Source organism: Rufibacter sp. XAAS-G3-1 (genome assembly GCF_013623775.1).
Classification (GTDB): Bacteria; Bacteroidota; Bacteroidia; order Cytophagales; family Hymenobacteraceae; genus Nibribacter.
The window spans coordinates 1-12,680 of record NZ_JABFAM010000001.1; the positions used below are offsets into that span (position 1 = coordinate 1).

The following is a 12,680-nucleotide window of genomic DNA, read 5'->3' on the forward strand; positions in this document are numbered from 1 at the left end:
TGTTAGCGAGTAGTTCACTGGCTGCTCTTCAGGTATGAGCAAAAGTTACTCCGATACCTGGTAATTGAAAAGTATAGTTGTTACAAAAATGATAGAGCCCTAATCTAAAGGTTGGCACAAATAAGAATTAAACCAAATAGAATTTAGGTATCTTCGTATAATCTAAGAAAAAAGAGATATGGCAGCTATAAGAGAAGACTTACACAAACTCATAGATACGACAAACGATGAGAGGCTGTTGGAAGATATATTTATGATTCTCTCCAGCAGAAGGGACTATGAAGAGGGAAGCTTATGGAAGGGGCTAACCGAAGAGCAAAAAAGGCAAGTTATTGATAGCGAGAGCGAAATCGGAGATGAATCTGCCTGGGTGTCTCACGATGAAATGAAAAGAAGGAACTCAATATGGCTCAAGTAATCTGGAACAAACGAGCCAGCAGACAATTAGCAGAGCTACAGAGTTACCTACATGAAGAATTTGGAGAAAATGCAGCGAGGACATTCACAATTAGGATTTTCAATTTCTTAGAACTACTGGTCAAGTACCCGAAAATAGGGAGCTTGGAAAACCCAGAAAAGGATATACGTGGTTTTTTGCTACATCGACACACCACCATCCTGTATAAGCATGAACAGGACATTATCTACATTCTCTCCCTGTTCGACAACAGGCAAAACCAAGAGAAAAAGAAATTATAAAAAAATACTTGTGCCAACATTGTGCATAAGCCATGCGGTAGAACTAAAGAAGTAATGCTGCTGTATTTTAACAATTATCAATTGGAAAAATTATGTCAGAGCTTTTTTGTCCCCAATGTAGCTCTACCCAGATAAAATTGAATGGTTACATTATAATGGCAAGCAGAATCGTATGTGCAAAGACTGCGGCCATCAGTTTGTGGTGGATAATACCAAAAAGGTGATCAACCAGGCTCAGAAAGGCATTAGTAATAAGCTTCTTTTGGAAAAAATATCCTTAGCGGGTATTTCCAGAGTTGTGGAAGTAAGCCAGGTTTGGCTTGGCGATTATATCAGCGATCTGTATGCCTCCCAGCCGGACGATCTTCATGCTCAAGTTCCGACCAAAGAGGCCATGCAGGCCCATCTGGAGGATAGGTTCGACGAACATATTTATAGAATAGAGGCTTTAAAAAAAACGCTTCACCGGTTGAGCCTGCGCTTGCACGGGAAGATTTTGCGTCATTTGACCACTTCCTGAGCCAGGAACCTGCCTTTAATGAGCTCTCAGAGCCTCTTTTAAGAGGGTTATATGAGAAAAAGGAAGGCGTACTCTTTGGGCTTTACCGGTGCGAGGCAGATGAAATGCGGAGCTTTGTAGGCGATAAAGCTAATAAGCAATGGTTGTGGCTGGTCATGAATACGGCAAGCCGGCAGATCATCGCCTTTCATGTGGGCGGAAGGGGACAAGAAAATGCAGAACTGTTGTTTGAGAAGGTGCCAGCCGTTTTCAGACAGCAGGCTGTCTTTTTTACTGACTTCTGGAATGGCTATCATATTCTTGAGGAGGATAAAAGGCTGGCAGCAGGAAAAGAAAAGGGCTACACCAACCATATTGAAAGATTCAATAATACCCTCAGGCAGAGATGCAGCAGGCTGGTTAGGAAAGCCCTGGCCTTCTCAAAAAAGCTGGAAAACCACATTGGAGCTATCAAATATCTTATCTGCCACTATAATAAAAACCTCGCAGCATTACTTGTTTAATACTACAGCCTTAATGTATGCGGCATCTAAGGGCAATAAAGAAATTGTAGAGCTGCTATTATCAAGTGGCGCAGATGTTAATGCTACTGATGGAGGAGGCAACACTGTTCTTACAGCGGCTAAGGAAAGTCAGAATTCTGAAATAATAATGCTCATAGAAAGCAACCGGTGAAATGCCCCTGGAAAGGCTTCGGCAAGCCCGTGGAGGTGAATAGTTACCGAAGACCACTGGGCGCTTGCCTTGCTTCCTTGACCGACAATGGCTTTTACATTGCTAAACTCATTGAGCCAACCCCAGTGGCCGAATTTGAAAAGCTAGACCCAAAGCACTTCAAAGAATTAAATGAATTTCCTGCCTTTATGTGCATCAGAGCGGTTCCCAAAAAGAGATAAGTAATTGGACAGAAATAACTATATCTTCTTCTCTCTTTGTCATCTTGAAAGGATCTCGGTGGCGAACTAGAAAAGCTCTTATTGCAAACAATTGCCGTTCGTGACCAAGATCCTTTCAAGATGACAAAATAGATAGTTCAATTTGTCCTGCCACTTAGGTTCACCTAGTTTGCAAACAAGTTTTTTTAGCAAGGAGAGGTTAAGCGTTTCTTTTGAAGCTTATTGCTAAATTCAAGCTTTGTGTTCTTCGTATCAACAGGAGTCATGAAGTACCGTCACTATGCCAAACCCTAACAGGTGTAGCGAATCATAGATGCTCCATAAATAACTAAAAATATAGATGCCCCATTTGATAGATGCCTTTGATGATTACAATGATTTCGCCAGAACCCGCTATTATATCATCTGTTTTGATAAACTTCCTTCTACCCTAAGATTTGAAACCCCATTCAAGGAAAGCAAAGAATCTATGGAAGTAGTCATGGCTTCTTTTGACGCTGAGAAATTGGAACTAAGGGAGGTATTCAAAAATTGGAGTACCGAGGATGACAAGGATTCTGATTCGTCCCAAGACTACCCGTTCCAGTACCTATTGAAAAGCTCAGCCAAAGACCTGCTCCTCTGGGTTTCCTTGCTAAACAATGAGCTGTTTGTTGAATTTCTCTATGACGCCACAGATTCTGATCTGGAGCAGGAAGTAGTTTCCCTGAACAAAACCTTGCGGGCAAAATTTGGCACCAACAAGTCCCCCACCTTCAAGGTGCTTACCCACAGTTCCAGCCATTTTGATACCGAGGATGTCAAAAGCGAGTTTCTGCAGGTCAACATTGAGGAACTGTACAATGATGACTTCCAGGAAATCAACGCCATCATTGAAAAGTCTTTGGGGCAGGAAAAATCTGGCCTGATTTTACTGCATGGCGTACCCGGCACCGGAAAAACTTCTTACATCAAAAACCTACTCTCGCGGTTCCATGAAAACAACTTCATCTTTATCCAGAATGAATTTGTGCAGGATCTCTTAAAGCCTGACTTTATCTCTTTCTTATTGAAGAACCGAAATTCAATTCTGGTGATTGAGGACGCGGAGAAAGTGATTACCACTAGAGAAAGCAGCAGTGAGAACTCAGTGGTATCTACCATTCTGCAACTGACCGACGGGCTTTTCAGCGATTTCCTGAACATCAAAATCATCTGCACCTTCAATACCAATATTGAAAGGGTAGACAAAGCGCTGCTCCGCAAAGGCCGGTTAATCGCGAACTATGAATTCAAGCCTCTTGCGGCAGAAAAAGCGAAAAGACTGCTGGAATCTCTGGGCCACACACCAACCAATACCGAAATGGCTCTAGCCGACATCTTCAATTTTGAGGAGAAAGCCTTTGACACGGCTGGCAATAAAAAGAAAATAGGCTTTTAGTTACTCCAAGCCTGAGCTACCATAGTCAGCGGAGACAAGCGTAGCAGAACAAATCTTAAGAAACGAAGGCGTTTAGAGTTTTATGCCTATTTTCATAAAATCAGCCCCAAAACGGGTTACAAGCAGAGGCTTACACCAGTGCACAAATACACCACTTGTTTTTAGGCTGTTTTCGTAAAATCAGCCTAAAAACGACGGCACCAGCCCACGCTTACCCCAAAGCAATTGCTTTGCTTTAAATACCGGTTAAGTACGCGGGCAAAGTTAGTTTGACTTACTTTTCTTGTTTTCCTCCTGGAAAGATCTTGGTCGCGAACGGCAATAACGCCCCATCAAAGCTGTTCCAGTTCGCCCACAAGATCCTTCCAGGAGGAAGACAAAATAGGATAACGGAATGCTGTCTCCGTACTTACTGAAAAACTTTAAACAGGCTCAACCATAGAAATCAACTTATCAGCATGGTAGAAAACAAAATAACCGTTCAGACCACTGTTTCAGCAGACATCAAAAAAGTTTGGGAGTATTGGACGTTACCCCAGCATATTGTGCATTGGAACTTCGCGTCTGATGACTGGCATTGCCCCCATGCCGAAAACGATTTGAGAACCGGCGGTAAATTCACCTCCACCATGGCTGCAAAATCTGGAGATATGAGCTTCGATTTTGAAGGTACGTATGAGGAAGTCATCGACCACCAAAATATAGCGTATTCCTTGGCTGACGGCAGACAAGTGACCGTTGAATTTGAAGGTCTTGACACTCAAACGAAAGTGACTGAGAGGTTTGACCCCGACACCAGCCATTCAGCAGACATGCAAAGAGCCGGCTGGCAAGCTATTCTTGATAACTTCAGAAAGTACGTGGAGACAGCCTAAAAGCGACCTAATACCGCATAGCCAGAATTTACCCTCCAGACAAAAAAAGTTGTTTTGTTAACACCCCGTGAATGCTTCCCAAAAAGAAAGAACATCCAAAAGAGAAAGCAGAGTTACACCCCCGCAACAAGCACCGGGAGCGCTATGACTTTAACCAGTTGATCAAGAGTAGCCCCGAGCTAGGCCGGTTTGTGCAGCTGAACGACTTCAAGGATCAATCCATTGATTTCTTCAACCCCGAGGCGGTGAAAACCCTGAACAAGGCGCTGCTGAAGTATTTTTACGGAATCAAGTACTGGGACATCCCCCCTAACTACCTTTGTCCGCCCATACCGGGGAGAGCAGACTACCTGCACCACCTCGCAGATTTGTTGGGCAGTGAGAACCCAATAGGCAAAGGAAATAAAATACCCAAGGGAGCGCACATCAGGTGCCTGGACATTGGCGTGGGCGCCAACTGCGTGTATCCCATCATTGGGCATACAGAATACGGGTGGTCTTTTGTGGGGGCAGACATTGACCCGGTTTCCATTGCCTCAGTGAGTAAAACAGTAGAGTTGAATCCCCTCTTGAAAGGGCGCATTGCCTGCAGGTTACAGCCCAACCCCAAAGACATTTTCAGGGGGATTATCCAAAAAGACGAGCGTTTTGACCTCACGCTGTGCAACCCTCCGTTTCATACCTCCTCGGCAGAAGCCCAGTCTGGCTCCATCCGTAAACTGCGGAACCTGAAGGGGCAAAAAATCACGAAACCAGTCCTGAACTTTGGGGGCCAGAGCAATGAATTATGGTGTGAAGGCGGCGAAGCGAAATTCATAGCTGATATGATAGAGGAGAGCAAGCAATTCTCCGCTTCCTGTTTCTGGTTTTCTACCCTGGTTTCCAAAAGCGCCAACCTCAAAAGTGCCTACAAAGCCCTGGAGCTAGCCGGCGCGGCCGAAGTGAAAACCATCCCCATGAGCCAGGGAAATAAAACCAGCCGCTTCATAGCCTGGACATTCCTTACCCCAGATCAGCGAAAAGCATGGGTGACTACCCGGTGGAATACTGGCAATAAACCACCTGGAAAAAAGGACACAAGTGACGGTAATTAACCGCTATCCCTCCATTGTGGCGCAGATTTCCTTCCAAACCAGAATAGCCTTACCGGTGCGCTATTGCCGTTCCCCACCAAGCTCCCTTCAGGAGGACAAAAATGCAGATCGAATTAAGATTGGCCTAAAGGAAAGCATGTTGCGCTCCTTTTTGTTTATCCCGTGTTTTCCTGAAAGTAGCAGAGAAACAGCTTTAAGATGGCCCTTGCCCGTTGTCAATGTTCTTGGTGAGATACCGGGTGAGTAAACTTCCCACGGCCCCGGAACCGGCGTATTTCGCCAGATTGTCCAGCAGGTCTATTTGCTCGGGTTGTAGCCATTTATAATCCTCGGCGGCAATCAGGTGGAAACCCCTAACGGCCAGACAGATCCCAATGGTGATGCCGGCTACAATGATGTTGCCCTGAATGGCCCAGTGAATGATGGTTCTGGCCCCCTGCTCCCGTTGGTGCTCCCTTTTGCGACGGTCGTTGGTAAACCATTCGTCTTCTTCTTTCGCTTTCCTTAAGCCAGCTTGCGGCGGCGGCGAGGCCTTTATGGCACTCAAATCAAGGCTGGCCGAAGGGGTGCTAGGCGGTGTGGGTTGCATGGGGGGTATCTACTAACTTCTGGTAGTACTCTTTGATAAGATCATTGGGGATGATCACGTTATTGCTGTGTTGGCCTTGGGTGTCCCAGATCATCTTCCAGGGCGTATTGTCCTGGTGGGTCATGGCCGATAGGTCTATGCCCGAAAACTGCCCGTAGACTTCCCATATCTTTTCCAGAAACGGCACCAGCTCGGTGTTGGGTAAGGGAATGGGCGCGGAATCATGGGCATTGGAACCCGTAGCCATCTGCCGGATGGCATCTCCCCCAAAATCCTTGAAACTATAATACACCGACGGCACTACCGGGCCATATTTCCAAGCTTCTACCGGCTCGCTGAGCAGCGGTTGTCCAGACAAACCCAGGTACCACCCGTGGGCAATGTACACCAGTTTCACCAGTTTCATGTTAGTCACGGGTTCGCCGGTGTCAAAAGACTTCTTGATAAAGAAGTTGGCAATGGCGAGTGCATTTTCCATGACGGTACGTAATTAAAAACTTTAAACCCAGCGGTTCGCTTCCCAAACAGATTGGCAAACTTCTAAACAAAAATATAACAATAATCCTGTTAAAACAAAGATGCCCTTTGAGTTTATGAACTGAACGGCAGCAGGATATCCTGTTTTCAACGTATTTTCCTTAAAACACGGGATAAATGGAAAATGGCTACAAAGGAGTGACATCCCTATAAAAGGCTTGGTGCGCCTTGGAAGATGGTAGAGCGCCAGAACCCACCCCTATCCCTCCCAAGAGGGGAATACGCCTTTGCAGGAGATAGAAAAAAGGCATGCCTGGTCTCTACGGGTTCTATCATCGCCGCTGCTACTTACATTCCCCAATTCCAGTCTTCCCCGAGCGCGCCTCGCTTTTGGCCCTAGATGAACCCCCACTAAGAGAGACCGGCAGTACAGACCGAAAGGGCAGTGCCAGAGGGGAAGACGGGGCCCCGCGGCCGTGAGCGCGTACCGCCGAAGATGAAACAATACAGCACTTGCACCCACGCAGGGAACGGACAAGCCGAGGCAACAGCAAACTGCGTGCACAACAGTGACCAAGGGAAGACCTGCCAATTCCTCCTAAAGAAGCCAGTTCCAGGCAGAGGTTAAGCCAAGAAGGGTATAAAACGCCAAAAGCCCGAGTTCCTTATAAACTCAGGCTTTTGGCGTTTTATTTCAGAAAGAAGGCTCTTTTCAGACAACTTAGTTCATGCTATGCGTCTGCACGTAGAGACGGCACTTCCAGAGGTCAAGTTCATCCATCACCAGTTTGGCCATGTATTCCAGCGTGGTGCGGTCATCTTCGGTAAAGGGGCGGGGAGCTTTGTCTACAATACAGACAGACCCCAGATTGTAGCCGTCATGGGTGGTGATGGGCACCGCCGCATAAAACCGAAGCCCAAACTCACCCGCCACCAACGGATTGGCCAGCAGGCACGGCTCTTTGAGGGCATCTTCAAACACGGTGGCTTCTGAATGCAGAATAGACAAAGAGCACAGACTGATGCCCCTATCCACTTCGGTCATTTCTTCTATGCCCACGTTCCCTTTAAAATAAACCCGTTCAGCGTCTACAAAGGAGACCAACGCAATAGGAACCTTAAAAACATGGGCGGCCAGGGAGGCGATATGCTTAAAAGGGCCTTCGGTTTCTATGCTTAAAATCTGATAATCGTGCAGTTTCTGTATCCGGTCTGCCTCATTCTCGGGTATTATGTCAATACCAAACGTATTTTTTATTGCCATGCACGCGAAGCTTTCAATGCTACCTGTTAACGGTAGCTTAACACAGTACGTGGGCTTTGGAGCAAGGTTAAAAGAAACTTTAAACTAACTATGAGAAAAATTACAACACATTCTTCCACAAGGATATGCTTAATATTAGATTGAATGTATATTTACTCATATTCCGCCTAAGAGAGTATCCTTCACTTAGAAAAGGGTGCACTGGCTAAGTAGCCCTGCCCTATGTTGGTACAGAAAAGAAAAGGAAGGCCAAGCCGAAAACTGGCGCCTTCATAAACCACAAAAGGAGCCGCACACGTACGGCTCCTTTTGCTATCTGAGAAGAAGACAGGGGAAATTACGCCTGCTTTACTAATTGGATCTCGGCGTTCAGTCTTATGTCATCGCTCACCACCACACTTCCGGCCTCCGTGACAGCATTCCAGGTCAGGCCGAATTCTTTGCGGCTTATCTTTCCGGTGACGGTGAAACCAGCTTTGGTCTGCCCGTAAGGGTCTACCACAATACCGCCAAATTCTACGTCAACGGTAACGGGTTTGGTAGTGCCTTTGATGGTTAGGTCGCCGTGCAGCCTGGCAGAGCCACTCCCGTTCTGCTCGTAGCGGTTTCCCACAAACCGTATATCACCATGTGTCTCCGTGTCAAAGAAATCGGCCGATTTCAGGTGGGTGTCGCGCTGCTCGTTGTTGGTGTTGATGGAATTCACATCGGCGGTGAACACAATGCTGCCCGCCTTTGAGAAATCCTCGTCTTCGGTTTCCACCTCCACGTTAAACGTCTGGAAGTACCCGGTAACGGTGGTGATCATCAAATGCTTCACCTTGAACTGCACTTCGCTGTGCGTGGGGTCTAATGACCATTTAACAGTTGCCATAGCTTTTATAGGTAGTTGATTTATTGGTTCTTGCCCTGGGTAAGTATACGTAAGCATTTGGTTGCAGTTGAAATTACATGCTTACATTAAATGTAGGTACATAAGTACAGGAATCTATCCTCCACCCCCAAGTTTCTTCCCGTTTTGGGGTTGTTTTTTCAAAAATAGGCGGGAAACCTGCCCCTGCAAGACGGCAGACGCTTTAGAAATGTCGGCGGTTACTTTCCTGATGAACTCCAGCTGTTCTTTGAGCAGGAGTTCATCTGAAGAAAGCTGCTTTTTCTCCGGGGCTTCCGGCTCGGCGGGCAGGCAATTAGTTTCGGGCACTTGCCAGGTGGGGTCAAAGGCGTGGAGCGCATCTGTGAGGGACGAAATGGCGCGCCGCAACGTCCGGAGAAAACTCTTGGGATAGCTGCCCGATTCCTGCCGCAGCCTGGCAGAGACAATGGTGGCGATGTACGAGGACAGAATGTGGTTGAGCACCACAAACTGGTAAATCTCGCGGCTGCCGAGCCGTTTGCTTTTCGGTTCATCGGTCATGCGCTGAAACGCCGCCGACAGGTTAGCCGAGGTCACGTAGACTTCTTTGCGGGCCAGTTTGTACTCCACTTCCAGCACTTCTTTGCCCGCCAGCACGTCGGCCAATACCTGCAGGTACCGTAAATTGGCGTTCAGCACGGCCTGCATAAACCCGCCCACCTGCTTAGATTCCCAGTTAGGGAACACGAAATACGTGGCGGCAAACGCAATGGCGCAGCCCACCACGGTGTCTACCACCCGTTCCTGCACAATGGCCAGGCTTCCGCCGCCCAGAAAGTTGAACAGAATGAGCATGAAAGGTGTCATGAGAATCACGCTCAAAACATAATTGATGCGCTGCACGCTGTAAAACCCGGTCATGAAGAGCAGCAGAAACACAAACTGCAGCCGCTCATCGTGCACCAGAAACAGGATCAATAAACCGATGGCCCCGCCCACCACCGTGCCTATCACCCGCTGGATGTTCCGCTGTTTGGTTAAACTGAAGGCGGGTTTCAGCAGGAAAATCACCGTGAGCAAGACCCAGTAACTGTGCTGCCCGTAGGGGAAAATCTTGGTGAGGGCGTAGGCAAACAAGGCCACCAGCGCCACCCTGAACGAGAACCGGAACACCGAGGATTTAAACGTGAGATTGTTCCAGAACAGTTTGGGGTCAAAATTCTGGTGCGAGATAAACTGTGAGAACTCCAGTTCCCGGGCCCGGCGCTGCACCTGCTCAGAATGGGCGTTGAAGTACGAAAGGATATCAGACAGCCGCTGCGCGATGGTTCTGATGTTCACGAAGATCTTCTTGAGCACCAGGTTCCCGCTTTGGCCCTGCTGCTCCCCTACCGCGTCAATCCTGGCTTTGAGCTCCTCCAGTTTCTGGCTCATGTTCAGCAGGTTCTTGTGGCGCAGGTTCGCCTGAATGGCAAAACCGATGTTGTCCAGTTCATCGGCTAGGTGCTCAATAACCTCTGCTATTTCCTGCAAAACCCCTGTGCCGCCAAACCGCTCTCTAATGGAGGTGTAGTCATAATGGATGGCGGTGACTTGCTCGTAAAGATCCACCATGTCTACGAAGGTCATGACCAGCGTGCGCCCAGCTTCTGTGGATTCCTTCACCATCTGGCGGCTTTTGAACAGCAGTTCGCGCACGGCGCCCTGTTTCTCACTCACCAGAACCTGCTGCGAGATCAGTTGCCGGTAAGACTCCTCCAGATGGGTGTGGGGCTGGTAAAAGTCGGCCTTCATGCGCAGGAACTTCGCCACTTCCCTAATGCACTCGCCCAGGGCCTGCTGCGCCGGCCGGTACGGCATAAACTGGTTGGTGACCAGGCTGAGCAACAGGTACCACACGCCACCCCCCATGACCAGAGCACTGTTGAGGAGCACCTGCTGCGTTTCCAGGGGCCTGTCCATGGTCATGACTAGCACCAACAGTCCGCCCAGGCCAATGAACGAAGCCCGCATGCCGTACACCAGCAGCATGGAGAACACAAAGCTGAACACCAGAATCTCCAGCCCCAGCGTGACCACGTGCATGCGCGCAAAACCGGTCACCAGTGCCACCAGGGTGCAGACGCCAATTCCCACCAGCATGCCGTTCCGCTTGTGGAGCATCGGCCCCGGCGAATCGGCCAGGCTCACCCCAATCGCACCCAGTGAGATCGCAATCCCCCACTCAAAGTGCCCCAGAAAAGACATCAGCAACGCCGGCAGCAGCGCCGCTATGGTGACCCGTATGCCATCATAGAAGTTCTGACTGTAGAAAAAGTACTGTAGCTCCCTGACTTTCCTGTTCATTCTTTGATGATTGTATGATTGAGAGGTTGAATGGTTGAGTGAATGAAAAAAGTATAAGCTTAAGCAATGACTGAGAGCTTCACACGTGGTACGCAAAAAAGCACTTTCTCTTGCCTGTACGAAGAAGCAAGTACCTGCGATATTTCAAATTGTGGTCTGTACGCAAGCTCCCCTTTTTGAGCCGATTTTCAAAAACTAGCCTAAAAACGCAAAGCTGCTGGATATTCTTCCAACTCCAAAGCGAGCCCTTTCCCCACCCTGGTAGTTAACCAGCACCCTCGCTCCCCTCCGGCGAGTGGGAGCTACTTTCGGCGTCCCGCCGAGTTGAGGATAAGTACGTGGACAAAACCTAGTTTGTCCTATTCTTTTTGTTTTCCTCCTGGAAAGATCTTGGTCGCGAACGGCAATAACGCCCTATCAAAGCTATTCTAGTTCGCCCACAGGATCCTTTCAGGAGGACAAATAGGATAACGGAATGCTGTTTCCGTACTTAGCGGCGGAACGCCGCAGGTAACCCACACTCGCCGGAGGCGAGCGAGTGGAGAACTCCCCTCATTTGAATCTACGGGCGTCCTCACAGCAGCTTTTGGCACGTTTAGCCGTATGCTCTCACATTCCATCACTCATTCAAAATCACTCCTTACCTTTGCCGCATGCGTACACCTACAGAACTGGACATTGTCATCATTGGGGCGGGGCCCATTGGGTTGACCTGCGGCATTGAGGCCCAGAAAGCCGGACTCTCTTACGTGATCCTGGACAAAGGCGCGCTGGTCAACTCGCTCTACAACTACCCGGCGACCATGACGTTTTTCTCTACTTCTGAGAAGTTGGAGATTGGCGGTGTGCCCTTCATCTCAGACAACCCCAAGCCCCGCCGCAACGAGGCCCTGGAGTATTACCGCCGGGTCACGGGTAAGTTTAACCTGCACGTGCGGTTGTTTGAAGAGGTGTTTTCGGTGCAAAAAGCTGAAAACAGGTTTGAGGTGCAAACGGCCAAAGGCACATATCATGCCCGTAAAGTCATCATCTCCACCGGCTTCTATGACCTGCCCGCGCTCATGGACGTGCCCGGCGAGGAGTTGCCGCACGTGACGCACTACTACAAAGACCCGCATTATTACGCGCTGCAGAAAGTAGTGGTGGTGGGGGCCAGCAATTCCTCGGTAGATGCCGCGCTGGAAACGTACCGCAAAGGGGCCGAAGTGACCATGGTGGTGCGTGGTTCGGCCATTGGCCGACGAGTGAAATACTGGGTAAAACCAGATATTGAAAACCGCATTGCGGAAGGGAGCATCAAAGCGCATTTCAATTCCTGCCTCACCGCCATCCGCCCCGGCGAGGTGGATATTCTTACCCCTGAAGGCCTTGTTACGCTTGAGAATGACTTTGTGCTGGCGCTCACCGGCTACAAACCCAATTTTGACCTGCTCCGCAAATTTGGCGTGCAACTCTCACCAGACGAGAAACTGTACCCGGCCTATAACAAAGAAACCATGGAAACAACCCAGGCAGGTCTGTACCTGGCGGGGGTAGTAGTAGGCGGCATGGACACCCACCTCTGGTTCATTGAAAACTCCCGCGACCACGCCGAGAAAATCATCCAGCACATTCAAGCGCAAGACCAAGCCCCTTAAGAACCATCAC

At 48.7% G+C, this 12,680-nt stretch carries 15 protein-coding genes; 10 read left to right on the forward strand and 5 right to left on the reverse strand.

Features of this window, described 5'->3' with window-relative positions; genetic code table 11:
* Positions 1 to 178: 178 nt before the first annotated feature.
* The 9 genes from HHO50_RS00005 (at position 179) to rlmF (ending at position 5,504) form a co-directional block, all read left to right on the forward strand.
* The gene (locus HHO50_RS00005; protein ID WP_181303953.1) at positions 179 to 418 is read left to right on the forward strand and encodes a hypothetical protein; all 240 of its coding nucleotides are present in this window, start codon (positions 179 to 181) and stop codon (positions 416 to 418) included.
* Positions 406 to 699, forward strand: a complete 294-nt coding sequence (locus tag HHO50_RS00010; protein ID WP_181303954.1) for a type II toxin-antitoxin system RelE/ParE family toxin — start codon at positions 406 to 408, stop codon at positions 697 to 699. Before HHO50_RS00005 ends, HHO50_RS00010 begins: the two co-directional genes overlap by 13 nt.
* 172 nt (positions 700 to 871) lie before the next feature.
* Positions 872 to 1,219 carry a hypothetical protein gene (locus HHO50_RS00015; protein ID WP_181303955.1) on the forward strand — a complete coding sequence of 116 codons (348 nt, stop codon included), beginning with the start codon at positions 872 to 874 and terminating at the stop codon, positions 1,217 to 1,219.
* On the forward strand, positions 1,216 to 1,722 hold the full coding sequence (locus tag HHO50_RS21455) for an IS1 family transposase (protein ID WP_370457507.1): 507 nt from the start codon (positions 1,216 to 1,218) through the stop codon (positions 1,720 to 1,722). The genes HHO50_RS00015 and HHO50_RS21455 overlap by 4 nt, the downstream gene beginning before the upstream one ends.
* The gene (locus HHO50_RS21460; protein ID WP_181303957.1) at positions 1,715 to 1,894 is read left to right on the forward strand and encodes an ankyrin repeat domain-containing protein; all 180 of its coding nucleotides are present in this window, start codon (positions 1,715 to 1,717) and stop codon (positions 1,892 to 1,894) included. The genes HHO50_RS21455 and HHO50_RS21460 overlap by 8 nt, the downstream gene beginning before the upstream one ends.
* The gene (locus HHO50_RS00030; RefSeq protein WP_181303958.1) at positions 1,891 to 2,115 is read left to right on the forward strand and encodes a hypothetical protein; all 225 of its coding nucleotides are present in this window, start codon (positions 1,891 to 1,893) and stop codon (positions 2,113 to 2,115) included. Before HHO50_RS21460 ends, HHO50_RS00030 begins: the two co-directional genes overlap by 4 nt.
* 340 nt (positions 2,116 to 2,455) lie before the next feature.
* On the forward strand, positions 2,456 to 3,535 hold the full coding sequence (locus HHO50_RS00035) for an AAA family ATPase (RefSeq protein WP_181303959.1): 1,080 nt from the start codon (positions 2,456 to 2,458) through the stop codon (positions 3,533 to 3,535).
* A gap of 458 nt (positions 3,536 to 3,993) precedes the next feature.
* Entirely contained in the window at positions 3,994 to 4,410 is a 417-nt protein-coding gene (locus HHO50_RS00040; RefSeq protein ID WP_181303960.1) for an SRPBCC family protein, read from the forward strand.
* A gap of 71 nt (positions 4,411 to 4,481) precedes the next feature.
* Positions 4,482 to 5,504, forward strand: a complete 1,023-nt coding sequence (gene rlmF / locus HHO50_RS00045) for a 23S rRNA (adenine(1618)-N(6))-methyltransferase RlmF (protein WP_181303961.1) — start codon at positions 4,482 to 4,484, stop codon at positions 5,502 to 5,504.
* A gap of 193 nt (positions 5,505 to 5,697) precedes the next feature.
* On the opposite strand, the gene HHO50_RS00050 is transcribed toward rlmF, so the two are convergent.
* From HHO50_RS00050 to HHO50_RS00070, 5 genes are all read right to left on the reverse strand, one after another.
* Positions 5,698 to 6,093, reverse strand: a complete 396-nt coding sequence (locus HHO50_RS00050) for a hypothetical protein (RefSeq protein WP_181303962.1) — start codon at positions 6,091 to 6,093, stop codon at positions 5,698 to 5,700.
* Positions 6,074 to 6,571 carry a Panacea domain-containing protein gene (locus tag HHO50_RS00055; protein WP_181303963.1) on the reverse strand — a complete coding sequence of 166 codons (498 nt, stop codon included), beginning with the start codon at positions 6,569 to 6,571 and terminating at the stop codon, positions 6,074 to 6,076. Before HHO50_RS00055 ends, HHO50_RS00050 begins: the two co-directional genes overlap by 20 nt.
* Before the next feature lie 720 nt (positions 6,572 to 7,291).
* Positions 7,292 to 7,834 carry a GAF domain-containing protein gene (locus HHO50_RS00060; protein ID WP_219921402.1) on the reverse strand — a complete coding sequence of 181 codons (543 nt, stop codon included), beginning with the start codon at positions 7,832 to 7,834 and terminating at the stop codon, positions 7,292 to 7,294.
* 337 nt (positions 7,835 to 8,171) lie between these two features.
* On the reverse strand, positions 8,172 to 8,708 hold the full coding sequence (locus HHO50_RS00065) for a YceI family protein (protein ID WP_181303964.1): 537 nt from the start codon (positions 8,706 to 8,708) through the stop codon (positions 8,172 to 8,174).
* Between the two features lie 114 nt (positions 8,709 to 8,822).
* Complete coding sequence (locus tag HHO50_RS00070; RefSeq protein WP_181303965.1) at positions 8,823 to 11,033, reverse strand: FUSC family membrane protein; 2,211 nt, start codon at positions 11,031 to 11,033, stop codon at positions 8,823 to 8,825.
* 653 nt (positions 11,034 to 11,686) lie between these two features.
* On the opposite strand from HHO50_RS00070, the gene HHO50_RS00075 reads away from it, so the two are divergent.
* The gene (locus HHO50_RS00075) at positions 11,687 to 12,670 is read left to right on the forward strand and encodes a YpdA family putative bacillithiol disulfide reductase (protein ID WP_181303966.1); all 984 of its coding nucleotides are present in this window, start codon (positions 11,687 to 11,689) and stop codon (positions 12,668 to 12,670) included.
* The last annotated feature ends 10 nt before the right edge of the window (positions 12,671 to 12,680 follow it).